This window comes from Alkalihalobacillus sp. TS-13, assembly GCF_019720915.1.
Taxonomy (GTDB): Bacteria; Bacillota; Bacilli; order Bacillales; family Fictibacillaceae; genus Pseudalkalibacillus.
This window is the reverse complement of the sequence record NZ_JAHKSI010000005.1, coordinates 65,039-78,398: the sequence shown is the minus strand read 5'-3', so window position 1 is coordinate 78,398 and position 13,360 is coordinate 65,039. Positions and strand designations below refer to the sequence as shown.

Sequence of the window (13,360 nt, the reverse complement as noted above, 5' to 3'; positions counted from 1 at the left end):
TATTTTCGGATATAGAATGGTCGATTGACACAAGCTAAATTCAATATCAATTAAAATTTGATGACAAAGAAAAGAACAACAAGTAATAGACAAACACTTCCGATTACACCAAGCATGCGGCCGATGCTCTGTTTTTTGTGGACCTGGACATTTCTGAACGAATAACGTTTTGTGTCCAGAAACATCCTTATCATGAAATAAAATAAAAGTAGCCCAAGAATGGCAAGTACAATAATTCCATAGATCATCACTCATCACCCCATACCATCCTATGAATGAGATGAGTAGTTTATTCCCCGAGAATTGTTTAAGATTGTCGATATCGTGGGATAGTTTTGTAGAAATGGTCGAACGATTTATGAAGGTTTCTAAAAGGCGTTCACGAATAATGTAACAAGGACTTATCTTGTTTGGACGGGACCCAACGCCCTCGGCCCTCGACAGATGAGAAAGATCACGAAAGGAGAAAAGGAATCATGAAAAAAGAGCAAAAATCGGTTCTAATTGGCTTTGCGATTGGAAGTATTGTCACTGCGGCAGCAACATTGTTATCAACACCAAAATCAGGTCGGGAAATCCGTAAGGACATTAAGGATTCGACCTATAAATTGAAACAAACAATGACAGATGTTAAAAAAGAAGGCATCAGCTTGAAGGAGCAAATCATCCAGGTTTCAAAAGAAGGTGTAGATGCTTTCAAGGAAGTTGCGACAGATTTGAAAGAAGATATCAAATCCTGGAGGAAGGAAATTGAACCGAACATCGAAAATATCAAAAACGATGTAGAAGAAATCAATGAAACCGTTGCAGAACTCCAGGAAGAATCAAAGGAACCAGTAAAAACAAAAGAAACTGCAGATACAAAGTGACATAAAAAAAGACTGGCTCAAGAAAGTGTTCTTCACTTGACACTCGAGCCAGTTTTTTTATCCTTCTCTTCTTTCAATTCCCCTAATTGAATTCGCCATCTGCCTTCCAAACCAAAAAATGATCAGACATACTAAAATGTAAAACATACTTACCGATATAAAGTTGTGTGATGGTTTCTTCCAATAGTATCAAGTTTAAAAAGAACTGAATACTTATGACAATGGAAATATACGAGCCTCCTGCGGGACAGCAAGAGCGAATTATTGGTGAACGTCGAAGCCAGTACATCTTGTACAAGTGAGCTGAGGAGGCTTGCAGATTCAGGGATAATGCGTGGAAGTGATGTCTAGCTCAGCGACCAGTCACTTGGAACACTTCAAACTCCCTGCGGCGGCTACAGCCCTTCTCGTCAGTTTTCCAGTGACCTACGTGACTAAACGGGTCGCTTCCGCTTTTCGTTCGCCCGCGGAAAGCGGGTATATTTCCAAACTCAAAACTACAATCTATGCGAAAAAAGCTAAAAAGAAAGTTCCTAAAAAATTATAAATTTTTGTCAAAAATAAAAAGGTTTTGTCTTTTTATGTCGAAATAATACTTATATATTCACACTCAAAAGATTTATCAAGAAGCAATTATTGGGAAAAACATGTGAACACTTAGATAATTGTCTTTATAAATCTAACATTTCCTGTCATAATATAAAGCAGAATGGAGGTTCATTATGGAAAATAAGAAAGATTTTTCAATGAAAGAAGCTATGATGTTCAGTCATAAAGTCGCCCAGATCAGTAAAGCCATGTGGAAATGCGTCGAGAAGGATTGGCAAGGATGGATTAAACCATTTGGTCTTAACATCAACGAACACCACATCCTCTGGATTGCTTTCCATCTTGAAGGAGCTTCGATCTCTGATATCTCCAAGTTCGGTGTTATGCACGTGTCAACAGCATTTAACTTTTCCAAAAAGCTTGAAGAGCAAGGCTATTTAACCTTCTCAAAGAAAGAAAATGATAAACGCAACACGTACGTAAAACTTACCGATACGGGAAGAGATCTGTTATTGAGGACAATCGAAGATTACCAGCCGGAAAATTACGGCATATTCAGTGCATCACTCAAGATTCGTGATCTTTATGGTAAATTCCCTGAGTTCGATGAATTGATGGCAGTGATTCGAAGTGTGTACGGGGATGACTTCATGTCCATCCTTGATACAACTGTCACTAAAATAGATAGTGAATTTGAAGAGACTGATCGTCAACTCGTACCTGTAAAGCGTGAAGACGAAATTACTGACGAACTTTTATCTGAAAAGCAAAAAGATGAAATCGAAAAAGTACCAACCACAACTTGATAAAGGTTGGGGAGTATTAATCAATGCATCAACTCATGGGTCAGCTTTCGGATTGAGGAGACCTGCAAAGTGAATTAATAGAGGAGTCATATCGACCATTCCGGCTTCTCTTAATTCATCTTTTTGAGCATCTAGTTCTTTATATTGTTCAAGAAATACCTTCGTCTTACTTAGCTCTTATGAAATTCGATCCACGCGATTTTTCACCTTCTTTTTCTGGCATCACGACGCCTTTCCATCCCCGAAGTTCCTACACTACACGATCCTTCTTTACTATTTATTTTACCTATTGCATCGCTTTCTGGCACCCTTCCATAAACGTTTCTAATTTTTTTGTAAAACCTATTGATTTTTCGTTCGAAACATCGTACTGTATGGGAGTGGTTTTTAAAGCAAGGTTCTCACCTTTCCCCACACATTTTATTTCCTAAAGAAGGTGATACATCATGAACTGTTACAAGTCTATAAATTTAACAAGAGATTACGGTAAACTACGCCTTTTGCTGATTTCAACACTTTTCAGCTTAACGTATTTTATCGTTTATTTTATGGTTTTTAGTTTGTTCCACCCAGAAACGATCTATTATCAAACCGGATTGATGCCATTATTGTTGGTGTTCATACTGATTATCCCTTTTCATATATTTTTGCATTGTCTGCCGATCTGGATCTCAGGTCGCAGAGCGTGTATGGCTTTTGGGGAAAACCGTTTTTCACTCTTTTGCCGTATACCTGAAGTCCTGTCTAGAAGAGTTGCTTTGTTTGGCGTTTCTTTTCCGCTGATCGTTATCACGTCGGTTTCATTGATCGGTGGCTATATGATGCCCGAATTTTTACATCTATTTGCGATTGTTTCGACTTTGAATATCTTCCTGTGCGTAAAAGATATGATTTATATCATCCATCTATGGAAAGCACCGAAAGATTCATTTCTAGAAGACGGTGATACAGGATTCCAAATCATCGTTAAACGTACATTTTAATAAAAAAACTTGCCTCAACCAATCCTTCGGTACTGGCTGGGCCATAGTTACATTGATATTGTTGATTTTTGCGAAATTCACTCCCTTTCCGCCGGCACAAGAAAAAGCGAAGCGACCCGTTTAGTCACGCAGGTCACTGGAGGACTGATGAGGAGGCTTGAACCAAACAAAGACTTGGTTCTGCGTGGGCTAACTCATAAGGATGTCAATCAATGTGTTGCCGCCGCAGGAAGTTTGAAGTGATCCAAGTGTCTGGTCGCTGAGCTAGACATCACTTCATTGCATTTACCTACTTCCGCAAGCCCCTCCTCACTTGCACAGGACGTCAACACAAAAATGAAATCATTTTCGTGTCTGCTATGAGAATTCTTAGAAGCTTTCCTTATGCTGGCTTCGACGTTCACCATAGGACGTACTTGTACAGGATGTACTGACTTCGACGTTCACCATAGGACGTGGTGGTATTTAGTCGAAGATCATTATTATAGTCAAAGTTCATTATTATAGTCGAAGATCCTTTAAAAGAGTGTGGGGTCACGCCTGGCTCGCTGTTCCCGCAGGAGTATCGAGTCAGGAATCAACAATATTATTTAACAAAGCCAAATATAAAACAAAAAGACTGACCATGAGCATCGATGTAAATGATGTTAAATGGTCACTCTTTTTTAATGGCTTTAATATGTGGCTTTGTCAAGTCAGTTTAAACCTTTTCATACTGAAACTACTCTTCTGTAATATAGTAAACCTTAAAACGGATGTTATCTTTTTCAAGATCAAATGATTCGGCCTTTAAGAACAGTTGATCCTTTAATTTGATCTGGTTCAGCTTCAAAAGAATCGTTTCTTCTTTATCATTGATCTCAACCCATGGTGGTAAATCGGTACTCCCCTTGATAAACTCCAAAATTTTCGAGCCCGGCAGTTTCAGTTCCCCTAGCTTGATCGATTCTTCTTTTAACAGAAGATTTCCATTGTCTAATACTTGAGGTTCGAAATCCATGGTGAATTGGACTTCATTCGAAAAAAATGTGAAGTACCCTTTTACCTGGACATTATCTTTGAGTTCGACACTATAATCGAACTTCGGATTTCTGCCGGATTTCAATTGTGCCAGTTGTTCTTTGATCAAAAAATTCAATTGATCCTTTGACGATTCGATATCGAATATCGGCTCTCCCTGTTTGGGTACATCACGCATGGACTTCTCTTCTTGTTTATCCCCCATGAATACCAATGTTCCGACGATGATTGGAACGATGATCATGATAGTAAGTAAAATGAAAAAAGCATATTTCCATCTGAATTTCAAAGCGTTCTCCTCCCGTCCCACATAATCTATAATAGTTGTTACTGTTCATTCTTTTAATATTTTGGTATGTTAGTAATACAATCTCTTAGTTTCGGAGGTTCAACCTATGACAATGATTGCAATTTATTATATAGCATTCGCATGTATCATTCTTTTCTTGTTTAATACACTTACGAATCGCTTATGTATTCAAAAGAATATACCTGCAGAAAAACAGGTGAATGTATTCCGTTGGATTAACATCATGATCACAATCCTGTTAGTAAGCTCGTACATTGAAGTAATTTTTGTGCATTGACGCAATTTATGCTCCATAATATTTCATTATTACCCAGACAGGTATATGTACAAACATAAAAGAGCCCCTTTGTTTAGAGAGTTCGAACGTTCATAGGCTTTTTGAACAGTACGAATGAAATCTTGAGAAAGTCAAGAGCATTCCTTGGGCTGGATTTTGATGGTTAAATTTACGACACTCTTACGGGATTACACAGATTATATTTAAAGAAAACTTGGCAAAACCTTAGGCGTAGGCTGAGCCATTAGTTGAACTTATACTGATGAAAGTATTTTTATACTTTCTTTAAGTGTAAAAAAGAGGCTGACAGCGATGGTCAGCCTCTTCCTCATTCAGAAATACGTATTAGCAAATCCAAGCTGCGCCTACGATAATCAATAGGATGAACAATACAACGATCAACGCAAATCCTTTTCCATACCCGTATCCACCCATGATGTCACCCCCTATTCCGGTGTTATGTTATCCTATGCATTGAGGTAAGCCAAAGCATAGGCTGCTATCCTTTCGCTCGGAAATTTCTCTAAATTTTTAGCAGATATAGCATGCTCCAATAATGATCAACAAAAGGAACAGTACTACAATCAAGGCAAAGCTGCCTCCATGTCCGTAACCCATTGCAATCCCTCCTTTGGTGTACACTTATAGTGTATAAGTCCAGTGTCAATCTTGATTAGACCAATGCCCTTATTTTTAAAAACGGGCGGACGCACAAGCAATTCCAATAAATGTGTATTTTTTCTCATATTTGGTGTGGAGTGTGTATTTTTAACAGGTGGATATGCTATAGTAGGAGATGTGAAAAAATTTCTACATCATAGGAGTGTATGTCGATGAAAAAGTGGGTCCTGACGGTTGCTGCAGCAACAACGATTTTTGGTACCGCTGCATGCAGTAATAATGGCGATTCCGGTGATAGTAAAGTAATTGTCGAAACAAGTGCCGGAGATGTCACACAACAAGATTTCTATAATGAAATGAAGAAGCAGCCTCAATCAGAACAAATTCTACAAGAACTCGTACAATACAAGGTTCTTTCTGAAAAATATGAAGTCAGTGATAAAGAACTCGATAAAGAGATCGATTACCTCAAAAGTCAATTTGGCGGAGATGAAGGCTTTGAAAATGCGCTTAAACAAAGCGGTATTGAAGGGGAGGAGGAGCTTCGGGACGTTGTAAAACGTAACCTCGTATTCTTCAAAGCTCAGACTGAAGGTATTAAAGTTTCTGAAGAAGAAATGAAGAAGAAGTATGATGAAGAATACAAAATTAAAGAAGTTGAAGCGCGTCACATCTTGGTAGAGGATGAAAAGACAGCTAAAGAAGTGAAAAAGAAGCTTGACGAAGGTGGAGACTTCGCAGAACTTGCGAAGGAATATTCTACTGACCCTGGTTCGAAAGACAAAGGTGGAGAATTAGGATCATTCCCACGCGGTCAAATGGTTCCTGAGTTCGATGAAGTGGCATTTTCACTTGAAAAAGGAAAAATTTCAGACCCAGTCAAATCGCAATATGGGTTCCACATCATTGAAGTGTTAGACCAAAAGACGCAATCATTTGAAGAAGCAGAGTACCAAATCAAGAAAACATTGCTTCAAGAGAAAGCTCAAGAAAAAGCACAAAAGGACCCAGATGCCAACCCGGTCGATAAAGCTATGAAAGATGCTAAAATCGACGTGAAAGATAAGGAATACAAGGACCTTTTCAATAAAGATGATGCAGAAAAACAAAAACAAGAATAATTGAAGAAGGACTGACGATTGTCAGTCCTCTTTTATTTAAAAGATTATTAGACTTCCAGGACGATTTTTTAGACTTAAGCAACTCTGCTCGTAAAAAACGCCTATTTCGGTTTCCCAAAGGCAGCTTTTTTCTTACTATTCCCCAGATGCCTGGTTTCGCCGTTGTTTTTCTTCTTCAATCCGTTCCATGTAGATTTTGCCTTCCTCTTCGATATGAACTCGATCCAGCTTCCTATCCTCAACTGTATGAAACCATGCTCTATAGCCGGAGTACCCTATTCCTGCTAATACGAAGTACATCCACCAGGGAACACTTGAAAGAACCGGTTTAAGATTGCTGTATACACCTGTGAATTGTAACAATGCAAAAAATAAAACAACCGTAGCGACAACGTATAGGCGACGCATCGACTTTCCTCCTTTGTAGACAAGCTTTGTTATTACAAAGGTATGTAGGATAACGGTTGTTTATGACTATTTAAAGATTGGTGGGGACAGACTTTTTTTGCTCTGTCAAAGGTTTATAGAATGAACGGTTATCAAGCGCAAAAACACGTTCTGTGAACTCACCTGGGTTCACTCTGCTTAATGCACGATCCATCATATTCATTTTCGCATCAATATTATCGATATAGTGGAGAATTTCAGCTTCTCGTACCAATGGTGGCTTAGGACTCCCCCACTCTGCTCTCGAATGATGACTCAATACCATGTGTTGGAGAATCAATACTTCTTCCCCATCTATTTCTAGTTCACGGGCAGCTTCACCAATTTCTTCAACCATCATAGTAATATGTCCTAACAGATTGCCTTCAAGGGTATAACTCGGGGCAACCGGCCCAGATAACTCCTTTGTTTTTCCAAGATCATGCAGGATGACACCTGCATATAACAAGTCCGTGTCTAACGATGGATACAGCTGAGCGATTGATTTGGCAAGCTTGAGCATCGACACCACATGAAAGGCTAGTCCTGAAACGAATTCATGGTGGTTCTTCGTTGCAGCCGGGAACTCTAGAAACGCCTTCTGATGTTTCTTCACAAGGTGGCGGGTGATCCGCTGGATGTTCGGATTTTTCATTTCAAAAATAGCTTGTGTGATCACTTCGGTCATTTCGTCCTGGGGAAGTGGTGCTGTCTCTACAAAGTCGTGGACGCTCACTCCATCATGCGTCGTAGTTAATCTGATCTGCTTCACCTTGAGCTGCGCTTTCCCGCGATAGCTGGTGATATCCCCCATCACTTTGACGATGGATTCGGGAATAAATTGCTGCTCGTCGCCAGGACTCGAATCCCACAGCTTTGCCTCTATATCCCCTGTATGATCCTGCAAAATAAGTGTCAAAAATGGTTTTCCAGTACTTGTGGTCCCTTTAGCTGCAGATTTGATCAGCAAATAATCATCAAAAATATCTCCTACCTGGTATTGTTGGATTCCTCTTTTCATCCCTCTTACCTCCTCTTTTTTCAGTTGGGTATGGGTTGTCCAAAAAGTGTCTTAGTCTCTCCAAACATAACAACATTTTGAGAAAAATCGTGGTTTTGATACACCATGTTGTGTTGGAGGTGTCTGACACTTTTCTTTTAGGACAGCCCCGTCCATACATTCATTACGAATACGGAATATGTAAATTGACAAAATCATGCAAGCAAGTACTGGTTAAGGCTGCAGCGTAACATTACATAGTTGAATGCGAAACAGGATAACGAGGCCGATAGATGGAACATCGGCCCCTTGTAACTTTTCTTTACCTCTTTCATGAAATCATCATTCTATTCACGATCGGCCCGCTCTATGATGATCACAATTGAAACACCATTTTCTTTATTTTGGACCTCTACAGTTCCATTATGAAGTTCAACGATACGTTTGACAATAGCCAGACCAAGCCCGAATTGTCCTTTATGGCTTTTTTCGAAAGGTTCAAAAAGGCGGTCCAGTTTTTCTTCAGGGATGGTCTCACCATCATTGTGCACCCTCATTGTCGTTTGTCCATTCTCTCTTTCACAGGAGATATCGATATAAGATTCCGCATAACGTAAAGCATTCTGGATTATATTTTCGAAGACGACCTCCCATTGGCTGCGATCTCCTTTGAACTCGATATCTTCACCACTTACTTTTATCATAATTTCTTCCCGCTGGTACAGAAATCGATCAAGGACTTCTTGAATCAATGAACCGAATCGGATCGTTTCATTTCGTGGTTCATTGTCTTGCAATGTATCAAGTTTTGAAAAATAAATCATATCTTTTACGCGTTCTTCCATCCGCCCAGTTTGATTGATGATCACATCCATCATTTCTTCAAGGTCTTTCTCTGGAAAAACACCGTCCTTGACGGATTGTGCATAGCTCTGGATTGTCATGATCGGTGTCTTTAATTCATGAGAGGCGTGCTGAATGAACCGTTTTTGTGACTGATCATTTCGTATCAAGTTTTGTCTCATCCGTTCAAACTGTTCCGAAAGCTGTTGGAAATCCTGGTCTCCCTTCAGCTCGAACGGTTCGCGCCAGTTTCGATTACCGATTTGCTCAAACCGTGCACCAAGAGCCTTTAATGGCTTCCTTAAATAATTGGATAGCCAAATCGCAGGAATGATACTGATGACGATCCCGATGACAAAAATCCAGATCAGTCTTTCCCATAATCGCTGTACGAGCTGATCACGATATGTATCCCACATATACGATACCATGAAGGCGTCATTTCCGTTCACTTCAATCGGCCTGATGACATAAAAGAGTGTCGCATCCCTGTAGGAAAGCTGAAAATCACCTTCATCCTCTTCAAGCAATATCGCTTTTTCCCAAATATGCCGCAATACTGTTTCAGGGACGGAATCCCCCTTGATAACAAAGGATTGATTGCCGAGCAGAAGGTGGCCGACTGATCTCGCTGCCTCCCGACGTTCTACGAAATTGAGGTTCGTATCCGGCAGTTCCTGCTCTGGTCCAGTCGGGCCTTCAAGAATGAGATCCTGTTGTTCTTTTATGATCCGGTATGATTCTTCTGTAAGGGCCTCACGCATGGATAACGGATAAATGACGACTACACATAATCCGACGACGAAAACCAACAGGAAAAAGGAAATCCAGATTCGCTGAGCTATACTAAGCTTTTTCACGATGTCTCAACCCTATAACCCCCGCCGTATAGCGTTTCAAGATTCAGGCGTGGCATCTTTTTACGGATGCGTCGGACTACATCATCCACAGCACGTTCCGACCCGACGTAATCCTTTCCCCATACACCTTCAAGGATATCCAACCGCGATTTTGTTTCATTTAAATGTTCCGTCAGAAAAAGGACGACCTCGAATTCTTTCGTAGTCAGGTCAACCTCTTCATTTCGATAGGTGATTTTTCGATCAAGCGGCTGAATGCAATATTCATTAACCCACCTATTTTGATACTTTCCTCCTGGACCTTCGTAAATTCGCTGCATGAGTTTTTTAGCCCGGATGATTAACTCCTTCGGTAAGAATGGCTTTGTAATATAATCGTCGCTTCCCAATTCAAGACCAAGCACTCGATCGAGATCCTGGTCTCTAGCAGATGTGAAGATGACCGGAACATCCGTGCGTTCCTTTATATGTTTCAAAAGCCCATACCCATCCACACCGGGAAGCATGATATCCAAAACCCATAGGTGCGGTGGCTTCTCAATGTATTCCAACGCACTCGTTCCGTCATGAAAAACCTTTACCTTCCATCCCTCTTTTTCCATATACGCTTTGAGTACAGCTGATAAATCCTGTTCATCTTCTACTAGATAAATCATGTAGCCTGCCATATCTTCTCAACTCCTGGGAAAACTAATAGGTTTGGACTTCAAGTGATGCTCTATCTGGTAACTGTAATGGCTTCTCAGTCAAATAAGCGACTGCATTTCCGTGACACGTAAAATAGAGCACCTGTCGTTCTTCTGCAATGGATCTGATGAGCTTACATGCAAGATTACGACGTTTTTCATCGAAATTTACAAGAATATCATCCATGATCAATGGGAAATCTCCCTGATTTTCATATTCTTCTGCCAGTGCAAATCTTAATGATAAATAAAGTTGCTCCATAGTAGCTCTGCTCAACTCTTCTGGCTTAAAAACAACTCTATCTTTACGTTCAATAAGGAAACTTTCTTCTCCTTTCGGGGCGATGATCCGGTTATACTCCCCTTCTGTCAGGACTGTAAAATAACCTGCCGCCCGCTTGATTACACGCGGTTGTCTTTCAGATTGATAGTTTTGCTTCGCCCGATCCAGGACATATTGCGCCGTCCGGTAAACAGCCCATTTCTTAGCTTCTTCAATGAATTCACTCTTGGCCAGATGATAGGAATGAAGTTGATTCGAATATGTGCCATCTTCTTCTAGATGTGTAATCGCGGCTTGCAATCGTGAGCAATCATCACGTAACATGTCGATATCTTTGTTGGTTGTTTCAAGCTCCTCGTCCAGTTTTTCTAAACGAGCTTGGAGATTGCTTAATTTTGACGGATCGTTCTCCAGGTGTTCGATGATTTTCCAATCTGTCGAAGCCTGCAATTGAGCATCTACCATTTGCAGTTGTTCTGTCCATTTTTCATATCTTTCATTCGCTTTTCCTTTTTCACGGAAAGTTTCTTCACCTTCTACCTCAGCTAATGTAAACAAGATTTCGATTTCATCTGTATATTTCGTATACTTTGTCAACAATCCTTCATACTGTTCCTGAAGCTCTTCAATAGAAACGGCTAAGCTGTACTTTTCTTCACGCTTTTTCATCTGTTCCTTTAACTGTCTCGATAGCTGTGATAGATTCTGCTCTATCCCGTGATTGGAGTCAATATGACAGGCACGTGAGATATCCCGAACCGCGCTCTCAAACTTGGAGAGTTCCGTTTGAAGCTGAGCTAGTCTCTTTTTCAAATGACTCCGCTCCGTCAACCTTTTCTTCAAGTGATCGATCCGTTCAAAAATTTCGAGGAGCAATTCGTCCGGGACATTTGGTGGTATATGCGCCATTTCCCTCCAACTGGACAGTTCCTCTACAGTCTGATGATGCTTAATCTCCCATTGGTCATAACGACGGGCTACATCCTGGTATCTCTTTGCAAGAGCCTGTTCATGGTCTTTCAGATGATCTAATTGGACTGCCAACTGCTGTTGATCGTTTAACAGTTGATTCAGATGATCCAGTTCTGATACGTCATTGCTGTCTTGGTGATTACGAAGCTCGGCTTCAAGTTCGGTGATTTGCCGCTTAAGATCTTGCTCATTATCCAAACCGCCTTTTTTATTCAGGAGAATACCGGCGCCTACCAGACTGATCCCGATGATGAGACCAGCAATATAATCGCCTTGCATCATCCACATCCCCGTCAGCACGATTCCAAGACCGATCATCGCCCAAATGATCATGCCGTTGATCGAGTTTCCTTTTGAAGCGCTTTGGAGGCTTTTCAGTGTTTCAATTCTTCCTTTTAACAATTCCGGCGATTGACTGCTCAGGTCTTCCACCTTTACACGATAGGATTGGATTGTTCCCTCCGGAAGCATCTGCTCTTTTAACCGGGTCCTCTTCGCTTCATTTTCCTCAAGTTCACCTCGAGCATTCAAAAGGTCCTCATCGAGTCTTTTTTGCTCTTCTTCCGATTGGTCGAGCCTTTTCAATTTGCTGATCAATTGCTGTTTCGTAACGAGATCTGTGTTGATCGAACGGATTGTCTCTTCTGTCCATTTTTGACCGATCACCTGCATTTCATTATCAATTTCTTGCTGAAGATACTCGATCCGTTCATTCAGTTTGCTATAGTCTTCCTGTCTCCCTTTGTACAAACGGAAGTTGCTTTCCAGTTCATTGATCCGAGGAGCATGATCGAGCATTTCATCGTTGAGGTATATTGCATCATAAACCTCTTTATTTTTACGTATCAAATCTTCCACATGTTTTCGATCACTGTGCAATTCGATTTGTCGTTCTTTAAGACTTTGAAATCGATCCAATCCTTCCTCGGGGAATGGTACAGCAGTGGGAAGGCTCTTCAACTGGTTCTCGATTGTGTTTTTCTGTTCAAGAAGCGGGTTGATCGATTGGAGATGCTTAAGTTCCGTCCTTTTCTGATCGAGCCCATTTTTCGCTCTTTCGGATTTTGATAACGCTTCTCTTTTATCCTCTAATTCGGATTTCATTCGGTTATACTCATCAAGCTTCTTGCTCCATTGCTTCACCTTTTGTTCGAGCTCATGGAGGTGGTTCAACTTCTGATTCAAGACAGGATTCTTGCCATTCGGTTTGAATAGTCTGTTTTGTTGCTCCTCTAACGATTTCGAAATCTGGTTGAGCTGCTGGGCACCGGTCAATCCCGCATTGAAAAGATATTCCCCTATCTGCTCTGATTTGATTTCATTCACTTTTTGCAATCCGTCCAGGTTGAAAGAAAAGACATCACGGAAGGTTTGGTGGTTCACTTCCCCTAAGACCTGCTGCAGGAAAGCCTCTCCTTCATTGCTTCCGTCTTCTTTTACGATCGTGACAGTTCCAGAAGCATCGCCTTTCCTCTCAATGGTAAGGAAGCCATGCTCAGCTGTTTCGATACGCAGTTTTCCGCCGTAGGCCTGGGTCGTCTTCGGCTCGTATCTCAACCGCTTTTCACTCCGTTTAGGAAACCCGAACAGCATATATTCGATAAAGGCCATCACAGTGGATTTCCCAGATTCATTTTCCCCGTATATGGCCTGGACTTCTGTCTCTTCAAATTGGATGAATTCATTCTCGAATCGCCCGAATCCGTATATATGTAAATCTATGATCCTCATCGC

Annotated in this window: 14 protein-coding genes; 6 read left to right on the top strand and 8 right to left on the bottom strand. The window is 40.8% G+C overall.

All coding sequences use genetic code 11. From position 1 onward, the window contains the following. Positions 1–476: 476 nt before the first annotated feature. The 4 genes from KOL94_RS22160 (at position 477) to KOL94_RS22145 (ending at position 3,207) form a co-directional block, all read left to right on the top strand. Positions 477–869, top strand: a complete 393-nt coding sequence (locus KOL94_RS22160; protein ID WP_221568846.1) for a YtxH domain-containing protein — start codon at positions 477–479, stop codon at positions 867–869. 367 nt (positions 870–1,236) lie between these two features. Further along, positions 1,237–1,416, top strand: a complete 180-nt coding sequence (locus KOL94_RS22155) for a hypothetical protein (RefSeq protein ID WP_221568845.1) — start codon at positions 1,237–1,239, stop codon at positions 1,414–1,416. 175 nt (positions 1,417–1,591) lie between these two features. Further along, positions 1,592–2,224: an HTH-type transcriptional regulator Hpr gene (locus KOL94_RS22150; RefSeq protein ID WP_221568844.1), complete on the top strand. Its 633-nt coding sequence runs from the start codon at positions 1,592–1,594 to the stop codon at positions 2,222–2,224. A gap of 446 nt (positions 2,225–2,670) precedes the next feature. Next, a complete protein-coding gene (locus tag KOL94_RS22145) occupies positions 2,671–3,207 on the top strand; it encodes a DUF3267 domain-containing protein (RefSeq protein ID WP_221568843.1) in 537 nt (178 codons plus the stop codon). A gap of 721 nt (positions 3,208–3,928) precedes the next feature. On the opposite strand, the gene KOL94_RS22140 is transcribed toward KOL94_RS22145, so the two are convergent. Continuing rightward, positions 3,929–4,516 (bottom strand): YpmS family protein, encoded by a 588-nt coding sequence (locus tag KOL94_RS22140; RefSeq protein ID WP_221568842.1) that lies wholly within the window; start codon positions 4,514–4,516, stop codon positions 3,929–3,931. Positions 4,517–4,628: 112 nt separating this feature from the next. Here KOL94_RS22140 and KOL94_RS22135 point away from each other — a divergent pair, with 112 nt between their 5' ends. Continuing rightward, a complete protein-coding gene (locus KOL94_RS22135; RefSeq protein ID WP_260412613.1) occupies positions 4,629–4,814 on the top strand; it encodes a hypothetical protein in 186 nt (61 codons plus the stop codon). A gap of 345 nt (positions 4,815–5,159) precedes the next feature. Here the strand turns inward: KOL94_RS22135 and KOL94_RS22130 are convergent, their stop codons facing one another. Both KOL94_RS22130 and KOL94_RS22125 read right to left on the bottom strand, forming a co-directional pair. Then, positions 5,160–5,249, bottom strand: a complete 90-nt coding sequence (locus tag KOL94_RS22130) for a YjcZ family sporulation protein (protein WP_221568841.1) — start codon at positions 5,247–5,249, stop codon at positions 5,160–5,162. Positions 5,250–5,345: 96 nt separating this feature from the next. Beyond that, positions 5,346–5,432: a YjcZ family sporulation protein gene (locus KOL94_RS22125; RefSeq protein WP_221568917.1), complete on the bottom strand. Its 87-nt coding sequence runs from the start codon at positions 5,430–5,432 to the stop codon at positions 5,346–5,348. A gap of 215 nt (positions 5,433–5,647) precedes the next feature. Here KOL94_RS22125 and KOL94_RS22120 point away from each other — a divergent pair, with 215 nt between their 5' ends. After that, positions 5,648–6,556 carry a peptidylprolyl isomerase gene (locus tag KOL94_RS22120; RefSeq protein WP_221568840.1) on the top strand — a complete coding sequence of 303 codons (909 nt, stop codon included), beginning with the start codon at positions 5,648–5,650 and terminating at the stop codon, positions 6,554–6,556. Between the two features lie 135 nt (positions 6,557–6,691). Here the strand turns inward: KOL94_RS22120 and KOL94_RS22115 are convergent, their stop codons facing one another. The 5 genes from KOL94_RS22115 to KOL94_RS22095 form a co-directional block, all read right to left on the bottom strand. Continuing rightward, a complete protein-coding gene (locus tag KOL94_RS22115; RefSeq protein ID WP_221568839.1) occupies positions 6,692–6,964 on the bottom strand; it encodes a sporulation YhaL family protein in 273 nt (90 codons plus the stop codon). Between the two features lie 70 nt (positions 6,965–7,034). Beyond that, entirely contained in the window at positions 7,035–8,003 is a 969-nt protein-coding gene (gene yhaM / locus KOL94_RS22110) for a 3'-5' exoribonuclease YhaM (RefSeq protein ID WP_221568838.1), read from the bottom strand. Between the two features lie 326 nt (positions 8,004–8,329). Then, positions 8,330–9,685: a sensor histidine kinase gene (locus KOL94_RS22105; RefSeq protein WP_221568837.1), complete on the bottom strand. Its 1,356-nt coding sequence runs from the start codon at positions 9,683–9,685 to the stop codon at positions 8,330–8,332. After that, positions 9,682–10,353: a response regulator transcription factor gene (locus KOL94_RS22100; protein WP_221568836.1), complete on the bottom strand. Its 672-nt coding sequence runs from the start codon at positions 10,351–10,353 to the stop codon at positions 9,682–9,684. Before KOL94_RS22100 ends, KOL94_RS22105 begins: the two co-directional genes overlap by 4 nt. A gap of 22 nt (positions 10,354–10,375) precedes the next feature. Next, positions 10,376–13,357 carry an ATP-binding protein gene (locus KOL94_RS22095; RefSeq protein ID WP_221568835.1) on the bottom strand — a complete coding sequence of 994 codons (2,982 nt, stop codon included), beginning with the start codon at positions 13,355–13,357 and terminating at the stop codon, positions 10,376–10,378. Positions 13,358–13,360 lie beyond the last annotated feature (3 nt).

What these genes read in the sequence shown, in the direction of transcription:
- KOL94_RS22160 (WP_221568846.1), top strand. Translation starts at nt 477, where the DNA reads ATGAAAAAAGAGCAAAAATCGGTTCTAATTGGCTTTGCGATTGGAAGT.
- KOL94_RS22150 (WP_221568844.1), top strand. Translation starts at nt 1,592, where the DNA reads ATGGAAAATAAGAAAGATTTTTCAATGAAAGAAGCTATGATGTTCAGT.
- KOL94_RS22145 (WP_221568843.1), top strand. Translation starts at nt 2,671, where the DNA reads ATGAACTGTTACAAGTCTATAAATTTAACAAGAGATTACGGTAAACTA.
- KOL94_RS22135 (WP_260412613.1), top strand. Translation starts at nt 4,629, where the DNA reads ATGATTGCAATTTATTATATAGCATTCGCATGTATCATTCTTTTCTTG.
- KOL94_RS22130 (WP_221568841.1), bottom strand. Translation starts at nt 5,249, where the DNA reads ATGGGTGGATACGGGTATGGAAAAGGATTTGCGTTGATCGTTGTATTG.
- KOL94_RS22125 (WP_221568917.1), bottom strand. Translation starts at nt 5,432, where the DNA reads ATGGGTTACGGACATGGAGGCAGCTTTGCCTTGATTGTAGTACTGTTC.
- KOL94_RS22120 (WP_221568840.1), top strand. Translation starts at nt 5,648, where the DNA reads ATGAAAAAGTGGGTCCTGACGGTTGCTGCAGCAACAACGATTTTTGGT.
- KOL94_RS22115 (WP_221568839.1), bottom strand. Translation starts at nt 6,964, where the DNA reads ATGCGTCGCCTATACGTTGTCGCTACGGTTGTTTTATTTTTTGCATTG.
- yhaM (WP_221568838.1), bottom strand. Translation starts at nt 8,003, where the DNA reads ATGAAAAGAGGAATCCAACAATACCAGGTAGGAGATATTTTTGATGAT.
- KOL94_RS22100 (WP_221568836.1), bottom strand. Translation starts at nt 10,353, where the DNA reads ATGGCAGGCTACATGATTTATCTAGTAGAAGATGAACAGGATTTATCA.
- KOL94_RS22095 (WP_221568835.1), bottom strand. Translation starts at nt 13,357, where the DNA reads ATGAGGATCATAGATTTACATATATACGGATTCGGGCGATTCGAGAAT.